At 67.3% G+C, this 15,494-nt stretch carries 12 protein-coding genes; all 12 read left to right on the forward strand.

The window, feature by feature from the left end; translation table 11 throughout:
* Positions 1–7 precede the first annotated feature (7 nt).
* The 12 genes from LG396_RS13355 to LG396_RS39690 all read left to right on the forward strand — a co-directional run bounded on the left by LG396_RS13355 (position 8) and on the right by LG396_RS39690 (position 15,161).
* Complete coding sequence (locus LG396_RS13355) at positions 8–1,774, forward strand: ABC transporter substrate-binding protein (RefSeq protein ID WP_225795064.1); 1,767 nt, start codon at positions 8–10, stop codon at positions 1,772–1,774.
* A gap of 99 nt (positions 1,775–1,873) precedes the next feature.
* Positions 1,874–2,851 carry an ABC transporter permease gene (locus LG396_RS13360; RefSeq protein WP_225794941.1) on the forward strand — a complete coding sequence of 326 codons (978 nt, stop codon included), beginning with the start codon at positions 1,874–1,876 and terminating at the stop codon, positions 2,849–2,851.
* 10 nt (positions 2,852–2,861) lie between these two features.
* Positions 2,862–3,923: an ABC transporter ATP-binding protein gene (locus tag LG396_RS13365; RefSeq protein ID WP_037740780.1), complete on the forward strand. Its 1,062-nt coding sequence runs from the start codon at positions 2,862–2,864 to the stop codon at positions 3,921–3,923.
* A 16-nt stretch (positions 3,924–3,939) separates the two neighbouring features.
* Positions 3,940–5,070, forward strand: a complete 1,131-nt coding sequence (locus LG396_RS13370) for an ABC transporter ATP-binding protein (protein ID WP_225794942.1) — start codon at positions 3,940–3,942, stop codon at positions 5,068–5,070.
* Positions 5,071–5,233: 163 nt separating this feature from the next.
* Entirely contained in the window at positions 5,234–8,443 is a 3,210-nt protein-coding gene (locus LG396_RS13375; protein WP_225794943.1) for an AfsR/SARP family transcriptional regulator, read from the forward strand.
* Between the two features lie 216 nt (positions 8,444–8,659).
* Positions 8,660–8,818: a hypothetical protein gene (locus tag LG396_RS13380; RefSeq protein ID WP_158693838.1), complete on the forward strand. Its 159-nt coding sequence runs from the start codon at positions 8,660–8,662 to the stop codon at positions 8,816–8,818.
* A complete protein-coding gene (locus tag LG396_RS13385; protein WP_078572657.1) occupies positions 8,785–10,203 on the forward strand; it encodes a YcaO-like family protein in 1,419 nt (472 codons plus the stop codon). Before LG396_RS13380 ends, LG396_RS13385 begins: the two co-directional genes overlap by 34 nt.
* Entirely contained in the window at positions 10,182–10,805 is a 624-nt protein-coding gene (locus LG396_RS13390; protein ID WP_225794945.1) for a TOMM precursor leader peptide-binding protein, read from the forward strand. Before LG396_RS13385 ends, LG396_RS13390 begins: the two co-directional genes overlap by 22 nt.
* A 19-nt stretch (positions 10,806–10,824) precedes the next feature.
* Positions 10,825–12,525 carry a nitroreductase family protein gene (locus LG396_RS13395; protein ID WP_225794946.1) on the forward strand — a complete coding sequence of 567 codons (1,701 nt, stop codon included), beginning with the start codon at positions 10,825–10,827 and terminating at the stop codon, positions 12,523–12,525.
* Positions 12,526–12,679: 154 nt separating this feature from the next.
* Positions 12,680–13,153 carry a hypothetical protein gene (locus LG396_RS13400; RefSeq protein ID WP_225794947.1) on the forward strand — a complete coding sequence of 158 codons (474 nt, stop codon included), beginning with the start codon at positions 12,680–12,682 and terminating at the stop codon, positions 13,151–13,153.
* A gap of 31 nt (positions 13,154–13,184) precedes the next feature.
* Entirely contained in the window at positions 13,185–14,162 is a 978-nt protein-coding gene (locus tag LG396_RS13405) for a JmjC domain-containing protein (protein WP_037740791.1), read from the forward strand.
* A 45-nt stretch (positions 14,163–14,207) separates the two neighbouring features.
* Positions 14,208–15,161 (forward strand): 2OG-Fe(II) oxygenase family protein, encoded by a 954-nt coding sequence (locus LG396_RS39690; protein WP_158693839.1) that lies wholly within the window; start codon positions 14,208–14,210, stop codon positions 15,159–15,161.
* Positions 15,162–15,494: the final 333 nt, after the last annotated feature.

The following is a 15,494-nucleotide window of genomic DNA, read 5'->3' on the forward strand; positions in this document are numbered from 1 at the left end:
GCACGCCATGGTGGCGGCGCTCGCAGCGGGGGCCTTGGCCCTGAGCGGTTGCAGCAGCGGTTCCGAGAACGACGAGGCGAGCCAGGACGAGAAGGACAAGGCGCAGAAGCAGCAGGCGCAGATCCCGTTCGCTGACGCCAAGGCGTCCACCGGCCCCGCTGCCGAGGTCAAGGGGGCCCAGGAGGGCGGCACGGTCTCCGTCATGCAGCGTGACAGTTACGCGCACCTCGACCCGGGACAGATATACGTCTCGGACGAGGGCTCCCTGTCGCGACTGATCCACCGCGGGCTGACCGGCTACAAGGCCGACGCCAGTGGCAAGCAGTCCCTCGTCGGCGACCTTGCCACCGACAGCGGCAAGCCTTCCGACGGCGGCCGCACCTGGACGTACACGCTCAAGGACAACATCAAGTGGGCCGACGGCACGGACATCACGTCCAAGGACGTCCGGCACACCTTTGAGCGGCAGTTCGCCGAGTTCATCAACGACGGCCCGGTCTTCATCCAGCAGTGGCTGGCGAACACCCCCGGCACCGAGTACCGCGAGATGCTGCCCAAGGGCCCGTACGACGGTGACCACCTGCCGGACTCCGTCCTGGAGACGCCGGATGACAAGACCATCGTCTTCAAGTTCGAGGACCCCAAGCCCGACCTCCCGTACGCCCTGGCGATGCCGGGCTACTCGATGGTCTCCGAGGCGAAGGACACCCAGGAGAAGTACGACAAGGCCCCGATGACGGCTGGCCCGTACAAGATCGAGTCCTTCAAGACCGGCAAGTCGATGACGCTGGTCAAGAACGAGCACTGGGACCCGGCGACCGACGTGACGCGGAACGCCTACCCGGACAAGTACGAGATCACGTTCAACATCCAGTACGAGACGTCCACCGAGCGGCTGATGGCCGACCAGGGTGCGAACAAGACCGCGGTCAGCTTCAACAACCAGGTGGACGCCGCCACGCTCCCGAAGCTGAACAAGGACCCCGAGGCCCAGAAGCGCACGGCCAGCGGCTACCAGCCGTACGTCTCCCAGATGGCCATCAACATGGACCGGGTGAAGAACAAGAAGGTCCGCGAGGCCATCGCGTACGCGCTGCCCATCCAGCCGTACCAGCAGGCGTACGGCGGCCCGCAGGGTCACGAGCTGGCCGGCGGCCTGATCAGCCCGACCGTCTCCGGCTTCGAGGACGGCTTCGACCCCTTCGGCAAGCTGAAGAAGCCGCTCGGTGACCCGGCCAAGGCCAAGAAGATCCTTGAGGACGCGGGCGAGACCGGTTACAAGCTCACCTGGGGCTACATCAACACCCCCGAGGGCCAGAACTACTCGCCCACGATGGAGGCGACCCTCGAAGAGGCCGGCTTCGACGTCCAGCGCAAGGAGATCTCCTCCGAGACGTACTACGACGAGATCGGCCTCGTCGACAACAAGTTCGACATGTACGTGAGCGCGTGGGGCGCCGACTGGCCGTCCGCCAGCACCGTGGTCCCGCCGCTGTACGACGGCCGGCAGATCCAGGACGGTTCGTCGAACTACTCGCACACCAATGACGAGCACATCAACTCGGAGATCGACCGGATCCAGAAGATCACGGACCCGGCCGAGGCCGCCAAGGAGTGGAACACCCTCTCCCAGTACGTGGTGAAGGACCTCATCTCCAACATCCCGATCACGTACTACAAGCAGATCCAGCTCCACGGCTCGAAGATCGGCGGCGTCCAGTACGACGACGTCATCGGTGCCATCGACCTGCGCAAGCTCTACGTGAAGCAGTAACACCACCTCCGGTGCGCGGGGCCCGCCCGATCGGCGGGCCCCCGCGTACCACCCTTCAGTCCACGTCGCCGCTTTGTCCTTCGAAAGCAGCCCACAGTCATGCTTCGTTTCCTGATTCGCCGGACAATCGGCGCATTGATCATCCTGCTGATCCTCAGCGCGGTCTGTTTCTTCCTCTTCTTCGCCATTCCGCGTGACCCCGCCCGCATCTCCTGCGGCGAGAAATGCACGCCGGAGAATCTGGAGCTGATCCGCAGGTCCCTCGGCCTTGACGATCCCGTCCCCGTGCAGTACTGGAACTTCCTCTCCGGAATTTTCGCCGGCCGTTCCTACCCGACGGGCGATTGCCCTGCGCCCTGCCTCGGCCGCTCGTTCGTGCACGACGAGAACGTCCTCACCCTCATCCAGGACCGTTTCCCCACCACGCTCTCGCTCACCATCGGCGCGGCCGTCGTCTTCCTCGTCTTCGGCGTCGGCGCCGGCATGATCGCCGCATGGCGGCGCGGTACGGCGCTCGACAAGTTCGTCAGCGGCAGCTCCCTGGTCATCGGCTCGCTGCAGATCTACTTCATCGGCCCGCTCGTGCTGTGGGCGCTGGTGTACAGCACGGGACTCTTCGGTGACCCGGCGTACAACGCCATTACGGAAAATCCATGGAAATGGATGGTCGGGCTGATCCTCCCCTGGGCAGTGCTCTCCACGATCTTCGCGTCGAACTACACCCGTATGGTGCGGTCCACGATGATCGAGCAGTTGCAGGAGGAACACGTCAGGACGGCCAAGGCCAAGGGCATGTCGAGTGGCACCGTCTTCTTCCGCTATGCCTGGCGCGGCGCCCTGATCCCGGTCGTCACGATCTTCGGCATCGACCTCGGCACCCTGCTTGGCGGTGCGATCATCACCGAGTTCACCTTCTCGTTGCCGGGCCTTGGCGCCCTCTCCATCGCGTCGGTGTTCAAGGCCGACCTGCCGGTCCTCATGGGTGTGCTGCTGTTCTCGTCCACCATGATCATCCTGATGAACGTCCTCGTCGATGCGGCGTACGCCTTCATCGACCCGCGCATCCGTCTGTCCTAGGAGAAGAGCAGTGACCACCCTGACCAAGGAATCGGAAGGCTCCGCGCCGTCCGCGGGCGGTGCCTTCCTCTCGGTGCAGGACCTGCGCGTGCAGTTCACCACCGAGGACGGCGTCGTCAAGGCCGTCGACGGTCTCTCCTTCGACGTCGAGCGCGGCAAGACCCTGGGCATCGTCGGCGAGTCCGGCTCCGGCAAGTCGGTCACCAACCTGACCGTGCTGGGCCTGCACAACCAGATGTTCACCAACGTCGAGGGCTCGATCAGCCTCGACGGCGAGGAGCTGATCGGCGCGCCCGAGCGCAAGCTGGAGAAGCTGCGCGGCAACAAGATGGCGATGATCTTCCAGGATCCGCTGACCGCGCTCTCGCCGTTCTACACGGTCGGCCGGCAGATCGCCGAGCCGTACCGCAAGCACATGGGCGTCTCCAAGCGCGCCGCGCACGAGCGGGCCGTGGAGATGCTGAACAAGGTCGGCATCCCCAACGCCAAGCTGCGCGCCGACGACTACCCGCACCAGTTCTCCGGCGGCATGCGGCAGCGCGCCATGATCGCGATGGCGCTCGTCTGCAACCCCGACCTGCTGATCGCCGACGAGCCGACGACCGCGCTCGACGTGACCGTGCAGGCGCAGATCCTGGACCTGCTCAGGAGCCTCCAGGACGAGTTCGGCTCCGCGATCGTCTTCATTACCCACGACCTCGGCGTCATCGCGAACGTCGCGGACGACATCCTGGTGATGTACGCGGGGCGCGCCGTGGAGCGGGGCAGCACCCGCGAGGTGCTGCGCAAGCCCGAGCACCCGTACACCTGGGGCCTGCTGAGCAGCATGCCGCGGCTGTCGTCGGACGTGAACGTGCCGCTGACACCGATCAAGGGCACCCCGCCCAGCCTGCTGAGCCCGCCGTCGGGCTGCCCGTTCCACCCGCGGTGCGGCTTCGTGGGGGAGGTCGGCGGCACGGCGTGCGGTGCGGACCGGCCGGCGCTCCCGGAGGGCCGCGGAGCCGCCTGCCATCTGAGCGCCGGGCAGAAGCAGGACATCTTCATCGAGCAGATCAAGCCCCGGCTGGGCTAGGGAGCGACTGACCATCATGAGCGAAGAACCCACCCTCCCCGCCCCCCGGGACAACACCCCGCCCCCGGCCGGCGAGGAACTGCTCACCGTCGAGGGGCTCACGAAGCACTTCCCGATCATGGGCGGCTTCCCGATCAAGCGGCGGGTCGGCGCCGTGCAGGCGGTCGACGGCGTCGACCTGGAGGTACGCGCGGGCGAGAGCCTGGGCCTGGTCGGCGAATCCGGCTGCGGTAAGTCGACGACCGGACGGCTGCTGACGCGGCTGCTGGAGCCGACCGGCGGCAAGATCACGTACAGCGGCCAGGACATCACGTACGCCAAGCGCAAGCAGCTGGCGCCGATCCGGTCCGAGATCCAGATGATCTTCCAGGACCCGTACTCGTCGCTGAACCCGCGGCAGACCGTCGGCACCATCATCAGCAGCCCGATGGAGGTCAACGGGATCACCCCGCCCGGCGGGCGGGAGAAGCGGGTCCGCGAGCTGCTGGAGACCGTCGGCCTCAACCCCGAGCACTACAACCGCTTCCCGCACGAGTTCTCCGGCGGCCAGCGGCAGCGCATCGGGGTCGCGCGGGCGCTGGCGCTGAAGCCGAAGCTGATCGTGGCGGACGAGCCGGTCTCGGCGCTGGACGTGTCGATCCAGGCGCAGGTCGTCAACCTCCTGCAGGAACTGCAGCGGGAGATGGGCATCGCGTTCCTCTTCATCGCGCACGACCTGGCGATCGTGCGGCATTTCTCGCAGCGCGTCGCGGTCATGTACCTGGGGAAGATCGTCGAGATCGGCAACCGGGACGACATCTACGCCCGGCCGCGGCACCCGTACACCCACGCCCTGCTCTCGGCCGTCCCGGAGGCGACCCTCTCGGAGGACGAGGAGGAGACGCCGCGGGAGCGCATCCGGCTGGCCGGCGACGTACCGTCGCCGATCAACCCGCCGTCGGGGTGCCGCTTCCGCACGCGGTGCTGGAAGGCGCAGGACCTGTGCGCCGAGAAGGAGCCGCCGCTGGTGCAGATCGGCGGCAACCGTGCCGGTCATCTGTCGGCGTGCCACTTCCCGGAGGAGCCGACTGTCGCGCGGGAGAAGGAGATCGTGCTCGACAAGGCACTGACGACAACGGATGCCGTGGGTAAGACGCAGGACAGCTGACGTGGAGCGTTCGGTGATGATCGCAGCCACCCTCTGCAAGGTGCCGTACAGAGGGCCGGATCACAGGTGAGGGGGGCAGTGCCGCCACCGGGCTGCCCCCGGTGGCGGCAGTGCCTGAACAGGTAATTGTCCGGCAAATGTGACCGGATTAGCATCGTCCGCGATGCCAACAGGAACGCGCTATTCTCTGCTCGGTCCGCTGGAAGTGGTCGTCGACGGCCGGGCAGTCGCGCTGACGGGCAGGCAACGTGCGCTGCTGACCATCCTCTTGCTGGACGCGGGCCAGGTCGTCTCCGTTGAACGAATCGCCGACCGCCTCTGGGAGGGCAGGCCGCCTTCCTCTGCTCCCGCTCGTGTGCGCGCGTTGATTGCAGAGTTGCGCCGTATGCTGGGGGTGCGGGGGCCGGAGATCATCGCCACTCGCAGTCCCGGTTACCTCATCCGGGTCGGTGCTGGCGAACTGGACAGCGTGACGTTCGCTTCACGCATCTCCGAAGCCTGCGTCGCCGCAGACGCGGGCCGGCTGCACGAGGCACTGGACCTGTACGACGAGGCGCTCGGCCTGTGGCGCGGAGAGCCGGCTCCGGCCGTCCTCGACGTCTCGTCCGCCGCCGAGTTTCAGCGGCTGTCCGAGCTGCGCGGCAGCGCGCTTGAAGGGCGCGCGGACGCGCTGCTGGGCCTGGGACAGTACGACACGGTGATTTCGGATCAGCGTGCCGCAGCCGCAGAGCAGCCGCTCCGTGAACGGCTACGGGGCCAGCTCATGCTGGCCCTGTACCGCGCGGGAAGAACGGCCGAAGCGCTCAAGACCTACCGGGATTTCCGGGACCTACTGGTCGCCGAGTTGGGGGCTGAGCCAACCCCGGGGCTGCAGCGGCTTCACCGGCAAATACTCGAGAACGACCCGGAGCTGGCGCCCCCGCGCGGCGCGCCGGTGCCTGCGTCCGAGCGGCCATCACCGCCGCGCCAACTGCCCCCCGAAGCGAGATGGTTCGTGGGGCGGGGAGCAGATCTGGAGGTGCTTGATCGGGCGCACGCCGAGGGAGACGGGCTAGTCGTCATTGCCGGTTCCCCTGGCGTCGGCAAGACGGCCCTTGCCGTGCACTGGGCCCGCCGCGCAGCCGATCTCTTTCCTGACGGCCAGCTCTTCCTCGACATGCGGGGCTTCACCGAGGGCGAGTCCGTCTCGGTGGCACAGGTGTTGCCCCAGCTGCTGCAGGGGCTCGGATGCTTGTCTTCGGACATCCCCGTCGCCGTCGAGGCGCAGATTGCCGCCTACCGCTCTCTCCTGGCCGATCGCCGGATTCTCCTGGTGCTCGACGATGTCACCGAGCCCGCGCAGGTCCGAGCACTGCTCCCTACCGGACTCGGCTGTATGACCGTAGTCACCAGCCGGGACCGGCTCAGCGGGCTGTTAGCGCTGGACGGGGCACGGCGGCATCATCTGGACGTACTGTCGGAACACGAGGCTCTCCAACTGCTTGCGCACGGGGTGGGTGAGCAACGGCTGCACCACGAACACGCTTCCGCCGTCGAGTTGGCCGGGCTGTGCCAGTACCTGCCACTAGTGCTGCGCGTGGCCGCCGCGCGGCTCAGCGACCGGAGGCACTGCACGATCGGTGACTACGTACGGGATCTGCGTGAACGCGGGCGCTTGGAGCGGCTCGACGCCGACGGCGACGGACGGACCACCATCCGCGCCGCCCTCGAAAAGTCGTACGAGACACTCAAGCCCGCCTCACGGCGGATGTTCCGGCTGCTGAGCCTCGTACCCGCACACGACGTCAGTGTCTCCGCCGCGGCCGCGCTCGCCGGCATCCCGCGTGCACAGGCGGACGACCAGCTCGACGACCTGGCCCGGGTCCATCTGCTCACACAGACCGAGGCTGACCGCTACACCTGCCACGACCTGCTGCTCGAGTACGCGGCCGGATGCGCCCGGCGGGAGGACAGCGAGGCTGACCGCGAGGAGGCCGTCGTCCGGCTGCTGGAGTACCTGATGGAGTCAGTGCTCAACGTTGTCCGCACAGCGGGTCTCGTGCACAGCCTTCCGCAGAATCCGGCTCCGGCCGGTGTCGGACAAGAGTCCTTCCCAACCGAAGAACAGGCGTGGGCGTGGGTCACGAAAGAGTTCGACAACATCGTGGCGGCGCTTACGCACGCCGCAGAGCATGGGCCCCGCATGTACGCATGGCTGCTGGTTGATGGTGTGCAGGACGTACTCCACCACCGCAGAACGCTCGTGGAGTGGCTGCGCATCGCCGACATCGGGCTGCAGGCAGCACGTGCCGAGGGCGACCTGACTGGGCAGGCTGCCATGCACCTCTCTCTCGGACATGCGCGCTGGCGGCTCACGGAGCTGCACACGGCGCTACGGGAGTACGAGCAAGGGCGGACCCTGGCCCGCGCGGCGGCCTGGCGCAAGGGAGAGGCGATCGCGCTGATGGGCGGCGGCGTTGCGCACAAGCAGTTGGGATGCCTCGCGGACGCGGTCGGCAGGTACGAGCAGTCCGTCGCCGTCTACCGGGAACTGGGCCACGAGTACGGCGAGGCGCTCGGACTGAGCAATCTCGCTTCCGCCAACTTCGAACTGGCGCACCTGGAAGAGGCGGAGAGCGGACTACTGGCCGCCCTGCGACTGACCGACAGATGCGGCAGCAAGAACCTCGAAGCACTGACTCTGGTGAACCTCGGTCGGGTACGTCAGGAACAGCACAGGCCGACTGAGAGCAGGCGTGCCCATGAGCAGGCGCTGCGCGTGGCGGCCGACGCGGCTTTCCGGTACGCCAGGGCCGAGGCGTGCAACGGCCTGGGCAGGATCCTCGTCGGCGAAGGCGCCTTCGAGGAGGCCGCGGCGATGTACGGCCTCGCCCTGGAGCTCGCCAGAACGCTTGAGAGCGTGAAGTGCCAAACAGACGCGCTGGTCGGTCTGGCAGAGGCCGAGCTCCGCCAGAGCGGGGTCGGCAGCGCGACGCGACGCCTCCGCGCCGCGCTGGTGCTTGCCGACCACGCTGGATATCGGGCCGGCCAGGTCGAAGCGGGTCTCGTCCAGGCGGAGATCCACCGTGTTGCGGGGGATTACGCGCAGGCGGGTGAGGAGGCGAGACGTGCGCTGGACCTCGCCCAAGCTGCGAGGCCCGTGGCCGTGGCCAGCGCGCACTGCGGACTCGCGGAAATTCACCGTTCTGCGGGAGACCTCCGAGGGTGCGTCACGGAGTGCGAGCGCAGCCTGCGTGTGTCCGCCAGAACCGGTCAGAGGCTGGTGCAGGCCAGGGCACTGGTCGTGCTTGCCGCCGCGCGCTGGGATGCCGGCGACGAACGCACCTCTCTGCGTTGCCGCTCCCGGGCGGCCAGGCTCAGTGAAGAAGCCTGAGCGCTGCGCGCACGCAATCCCCGGCAGTGACTTCCCTACCCCGACGTGCCCTGGCAGCGGAGTGACTCGGCCGCGATACGGCTGTCGATGCCATTCCCATACGTGATCCGTGCAACTTCCATGCAGGCGGTCTGCAGACTCACTACTGAGGTTCATGAAATCCACCAGGCGTGCGGTGTCCAACCGCTTGCGCTTACACGAGAAGGGAGCGTCACGATGGAGTCGACGACTCTGGAAGAGCTGGACCTCTACGCGGATCCCGTCGATGAGGACCTGGCATTCGCCCTCGTCGGGCCGGAATGCGTCCAACAGTGCACGTGCGGCTCGGCCTGCTGCAACGGATGCAACTGGAACTGCTCCTACCGCGAGGTCTGAACCGCATCTTCGGTCAGTGCGGCGCACCGCCCCGGAAACGGGTCGGTGCGCCGTACGCAGACGAGAGGTCTCCCGCCTTGACTGCTCGGCACACGGATCACCAGGTCGACCTTGAGCCCCTGCTCTCGCCTCTGGGTGTGGTCGCCAACGTGGTACGACTGGACCGGAGATGGCGGAGCCCCTTGCCGTTTGCGCATTACGCCGCCACTGTCGGCAGCGGCAAACCCGGCGCGGGGGTACGACTCCGGCACCACACCTTCTGCAGTGGCAGGGCCCCCGTCGAGGATGCGGAGCACGCCCGGTTCGTCTCCCTCGCCGAGGGCGCTGAGCGTTACGCCATGGCCAATCGCCAGACCGGGGAGACCAGGCGCGCCTCGGCCAGGGAGCTTGCGGGCGAGTGCCTGGAACCTGCGCGGTATCCCCGGTGTTCAGCGGCTGAGTTGACCACCCCGGGGTGCAAGGCGAAGCCGTTCGACGAGTCTGCGGACATCCGGTGGTCCCGGGCCACCGACATGGTCACGGGCAGACAGACCTGGGTGCCTGCGGTCATGCTGTCTCCCTTCCTCGACGATGTGGAGGAGGCGGAGAAGTTCACCCATCAGATCTCGACCGGATACTCCGTGCACAGCGACCCCGTGGAGGCCATGCTCGGTGCGATCTGTGAGATTGCCGAGCGCGACAGCCTCGCGGTCCTGTGGCTCCAGAAGCTGCCGCTTCCACGGGTGGACTCCGCCGCAATCTCCGAGACGGCCGCAGAGATCATCGAGTGGAACCGTCGCCGCTTCGTCGATGTGCATCTCTTCGACGCCACGTTGGATCTCGGCGTGCCCACCGTGTACTGCGTGCTGTCCGCGGAACACGACCAGCGGGTGCGCAGAGCCGTGGGCGCCGGAACCGGACGCCGGATGGTGTCCGCCGTCGAGAAGGCGGTCATGGAGGCCACCGGCATTACGGGTTCGTTGCGCAGCAACGGCGACGATCTTCGCAAGCCCTACTCCGACTACCATTCAGTGGACGACGGCGCCCGTTTCATGGCGCTCCCCGAGAACGAGCAGGCATTCGACTTTCTTACCGGCGTGCCGCACACCGAGGTGTCGGCTGGTCCGGTGCCGCTGCCGGAAGACCCGCGGACCGCGCTGGATCTGCTCGTCGCAAGACTGCACGGGGCGGGTATGCGACCTGTCTTCGCCGACCACACCACACAAGAGCTGCGACATGTGGGTCTCACAGCGGTCCGGGTCGTGATCCCCGATCTGCAACCGATGAGCGTGGACCCATTGATGCAGTTCAAAGGCCACGTCCGGCTCTATCAGGCGCCCGCCCTCATGGGCTATCGGTCGCTGCCGGAGGAGGAACTGAACCCATGGCCACAGCCACTGGCGTGAGTGACCGCCCTGCCCACTACTCCTCACCGACCTTACTGGCCCGGGGGCAGTTCGCGCTCCACGTGGTGCGAAGGCTGGTGACGAGATTTCCGGGCGGCCGCGTGGCGGAGATCGACGGCCAGGCGCCCTCGCTGTCCGAGGAACCGGAGTTCCTGATCGTCGTTCTTTCCCGGCCGGCACCCGGCCTCTGCCTGGACGTGGACACCCATGTGCACCGGGTCGGCGGCGCGGCGCTGTTCGTCGTCATGGAGGACAACGACATCAGGGTCGGCCCCTTCGTCGCACCGGGCCGGCAATCGGCGTGCTTCCACTGCTATCTGGCAAGGCGTATTCAGCACGACACACAGGCGGAGACCACGCACCACCTTTACGCGGCCCTCGACAAGGGAGGGTCGACCAGCTCGCCGGGATTCCTCCCGCATCACGTGCGGCTGACCGAGGGAGTGACCGCCGGCTTGGTGGCCGCCGCGACCGGGGTCGACGGCGCCGCGGCCGGCACCTCCGTCGTGGTGAGGCTCGACACGACTACGCCCGCGATGGAGATGCAACCAGTCGTCGGCTGTCACGGGTGCGCCAGATGCGGCGCGAGGCCCGGCGTTTGATCGCCGGAAGGGAGTGGGAATGCGCGACTGGACAAGGTATGGCCGCACCGTGTCGGGGCGCCTGCGGCTGTGCCAAGGGCTTGCGATCGTGCCGTTCGAGAACGGACTGTTGCTCGCAGGGGGACCACGGCGCCACGTCTTCCGCGGGAGGGCGGCCGTCGACGTTCTCCCGAAGCTGCTTCCACGATTGGAGGCCGCCGAGCCGCTGGACGAGATCATGGGCGTGCTCGGGCTCAGCGAGGGGCAGCTGAACCAGGCCGTCGACATCCTCGACGAGCGCGGGCTCATCGAGATCGTTCCCGAGTCGGGGATACTCCCTCTGACCGAGCCGGAGACCTTCTTTTCGCGTCGCCACGGCAGGACAGGAGGCTACCCGGGCGGACACGCGGTACTCCGCGCCGTCGGTGCCGGCACGGTCGGCATCTGGGGGCCTCATCAGGTGGCTGGCGGTATCGCTGAGGATCTGCAAAACACCGGAGTGGGGGAGGTCTTCACGGCCGGCCGGGACCCCGCTGCCGCACAGGGCCTCGCCGGGCTCGACGGCCAGGTGCTCGCACTCGTCGTGGAGGACGGTGCCTCCCCCGGTCTGCTATCGGAAGTGACAACCGCGTGTGCTCCGTTCCGGGTTCCCGTGCTCCGCTGCTCGGTCAGTGGAGACGCCATCGAGTTGGGCCCGTACTTCATGCCCCCCGCCACGGCCTGCCCCGCCTGCTTCGAACAAAGCAGGCGGGAGCGCGGCTGGGCAGATCATGCGCCGGTCCGCTGGGAGGGCGGCGCCGCGGTTCTCGCCGCCCTCGCCACGACGGAGGCGTTGTCGATGCTCGCCAGGCTGCCCGACGTATCGGAGCAGCGGACCCTCCTGCGCTTGCCCGTGGGTGGTGGCGCCGCGAGCCGCTGGTTCATCGCGCCCTACAGCGCGTGTGAGTGGTGCGGCAGCCGCGTGTACGGTGCGAGCGGCCATGCGGAGACCGGCGATGTCTACGCGTGGTCGGTGGCCGCGGTGCCGCCGACTCTGACCGCCGGCCGCGCGCTGAACCGTGCCGACCAGTCGGGTATGTCGGCTCTGGAGGCCGCCAGGGCCGATTATCCCGCGCATCCTCGCCGTCGTTTGCCGCCCGGCCGGATCCCGCTCCCCGGCGTGTTCAACGAGCCGAGTGCAGGGGAGCACGATGTGGCGGACGTAGCCCTTATCGCCTCGTTGCTGCGTATGACGGTGGGGTATGCGGATGGGGACGGGACGGGCCCCGGCACACTCAGATACACCGCCAGTGGTGGCAACGCCGGCTCCGTCGAGATGCTGTGGATCGCGCGCGAGGCGGCGCCGGGCCTTCCCGGAAACGTCTATCGCTATTCGGACAACGAGCACGCGCTGGTGGCGGGCTCGCCGGACCCGGTGCCCGTGGACGAACTGCTCCGCCACATCGATCTCCAGATGACGTCGACGCCGGCCGTGTTGGTACTCCTCGGTCAGCACGGTCGTTTGGAGCCGAAGTACACGCAGTTCGCGCCGCAGCTCGCGCTCCTTGACTCTGGCTGCGCAGCAGCCCAGCTGGCCGCGCTGTCGGATGCATATGGCCTCCGGGCCGAATTCGCACTCGGCTGGTCGGACCGGGTAGCGGAAATGCTTCCCATCGATTCCCGGCACGAATTCGTGGCGGCCGTCATCGGCCTCAGCAGCCTGGGCAAGCCGCCGGAGAGGAGCACCGTTGCCGGCGTATGAACTGGATGAGATAGCGGGAGCGGTCGTTCGGGATTTGGCGGCGGGGGAACCTAGCCGGCAGCGTGGAGGCCGGCCGGAGCGCATCACCGAGGGGCATGACCGCTCTGACGTGCGCCCGCTGCAGCAGGTAGTCGACAGTCGGCGCAGTGTGCGTGTGCTGGGTAAAGACCCGCTGGACCTGAAGGACCTGATGGACGTCTTGCGCGAGGCGGAGTCGTTCCACGGCCGCCACTGGGGGCGCCAGGGTGAACCCCCGCAGGTGCTCATCGCCTCGTTCGACGTACCCGGTCTGCCCGGCGGTCTGCACCAAAAGGTGCCTGGAGCCGACCAATTCGAGTCGTATGGGGCGCCACTGTGGCTCCCGGAACTGCTGGAACGCTATACCAAGGCCCCCTGCCTGGCTCTGGTCTGCGTGGGCCATGGGCCCCCGGTGGCCTCGTACCGCAGTCGAGTGGTCGGCGCTGGCGCGTTCGGATACGGGCTCTGGCTGGCCGCGCGGACCTTTGGCCTTGAGGCGTCGGCGTACGGGCGTTCCTACAACGAGGTGTCGTGGGAGGGGCAGCGGCAGGCGCCGCTACGCCACCAGTTCTGCATCGCCATCGGTCACCCGAGGGCGCAGTCCATCTGACGCGCGCACGACGAACAGTGGAGGTAGGGGAATGCAGATCACCGAGAGGGCCGTGGGTGAACCCCGGACGACCGACGGGCTTGGCTTCCTTGTCGACCCACTCGACGAGAGCGAGTTCCTGCAGGAGCACTTCGGTAAACAGGCGTTGCTCGTGAGGGGGGCGGCGGACAGGTTCCAGGGACTGTGCGATTGGGGAGTGATCAACGACGTCCTGTCCTCGACCCGCTTTGAGGCGGACCGGATGCACGTGAACCGCGACGCGTCCTCCGTTGATGCGGCCGAGTACACGGAAATCACGCCGCAGATCGCCAGGCGCGGATTGTCGCGGCGCTTCGCGCCTCGCGGTCTGGCCGAGGTCCTCGACGCCGAGGGAACCCTTGTCATTGACTGCTTCGACGAACTCCACCGCCCGTTGCGCCGACTCGCGGGACGGATCGAGCAGTGTGTCGGGTCGGTCGTCGACGTGAACCTTTATGCGAATCAGAAGAGCGCCGTCCCCGGATCCGAGCGGCACTGGGACGACCACGAGGTGATCGTGGTGCAGATCGAAGGTGCGAAGCGGTGGGAGGTGGCCGCGCCCACGGAGGCGGACCCAGTGGTCGCCCTCACCAGGCCGACGCTGCCCGGTTCGGATACCGACTGGTGGACGGGCGTACTGACCAAGGGGGACGTGCTCTACATCCCCCGCGGCTGGTGGCACTATGTCCGCGCCACCGAGGGACCCTCCGTCCACTTGAGTTTCAGCTCCCGAATTCCGTGGGCGGGGCAGATTCTGCGACGTTTGGTACAGCGCATAGTCGCGGACGTGCCCATTGCCCGGGCCGATCTGCCGGTGTTCGAGGAGAAGACCAGGCAAGCGGAGTTCTACGACGACTTCCGCAAGGCGATCATGACTGCCACGTCGCAGGATGGGTTGATCGAAGAGTTGGCGGAGCAGATGACTCGCGTGCCCGCGGAACGCCCCGTCTTCCGGCTCCCTCACGGAGTTGATGAGGCACACGCATCGTAGCGGTGCACGGTCGTCGTTTCCGTTCCGATGGCGAAAGGGGAAGTGGTGAGCAGGCAGACACCGGCGATGGAGCAGACTCTGCGGCCGGTAGAACTCCCAGAACTACCCGGCGACGGCGCGGAGTCATCGCGGCTGCCCGAGTTGAGGATGCAGCGTGCTCGGGTGGCCGGTGGGCAGTTGCACTTTGATGGTGCGACTGCATTAGACGAGGCCCTCCGTCACGGGATCTTCTCCGTCGAGATACCCCCGGAGATGGCGATGACGGCGGGGGACCTCTTCGCCCACAACTTCTTCCGGGCCAAGGAGGGCGACGAGCTCGACGAGTTCCGCGGGTATCGCGAGGTACATCTTGAGGCCGGCTACGAGGGATTCGTCGACCACGAAGTAGATCAGTGGGAAAACTTCTATGCGGAACGGCGAAACTGGCCGTGCCTGCCGGACGGTGTTGTCCGACTGGGGGAGCAGCTATCCGAACTCGGTGTCGTGGTGCTCCGTAGCGTGCTTCGCCATGCCGCTGTGCCCGAAGGGGACTGGCCGAAGGTCACGGGAGGGGTGACAGAGGGGCTGGGCCATCACATGCTCGGCTTCAACCACTTCCGGCCCGAGAAGCCCGTGCGCGGAGCGAAATTCCATCGTGATTCCGGTTGGGTCACCCTCGTTCGTGCCACTGATCCCGGTCTCGTGTGTCTCGTGGGCGACCGGATGTTCCGGGCCTCAACGCCGCCGGGCCACCTGGTTGTGAATTTCGGCAGCTCCATGGAGGTGCTGACGCAGCAGCTGCAGAGGCGGGTCCACGCGGTCGTACACGGAGTGGCACGAACCGAGCGGCGCCCCGGTGCACGCCACCGGACTTCCTACGTGTTGTTCCTCGACTCAGACTTGCGTGCGGCGATCTACCGGTACGACGACGAGGGCGTAGCCCATCGGGTCGCCCGCAGAGGCAGCGCGAAGGAAGCGGCCAGGGTGCTTGCCCGACCGGTGCACTCCTCGGAGAGCTGATGCCTTCCCGTGCGAAGCCGCCGGAGAAGTGCGCCTCGGGGTAATTGACCGGACGTCTGGCTGACGAAGACGTCCTTCGAGAAAGGAGAAGGAATATGTCCGACCGTAAGAGCAGGATCATCCAGAGGGCGGGGGCAACCGCGGGCGCCGTCGTGGCGTTCGGCGCAGTTGCGGCGGGTGCGGCAGCGGCTGCTGAAGCCGAACCTCAGGCGGCATCCGGCGCGACCGTGGAAGCGCACAGCGCGCTCGCACACGTCCTGGACCGAGTGGCCGACGAGGACACGGCCGTAGGCCCGTTGCAGGACCACGCGAGGTAACAGCCCGCCTCTTCTA

This window comes from Streptomyces aculeolatus (genome assembly GCF_020400605.1).
GTDB classification, from domain to species: Bacteria; Actinomycetota; Actinomycetes; order Streptomycetales; family Streptomycetaceae; genus Streptomyces; species Streptomyces aculeolatus.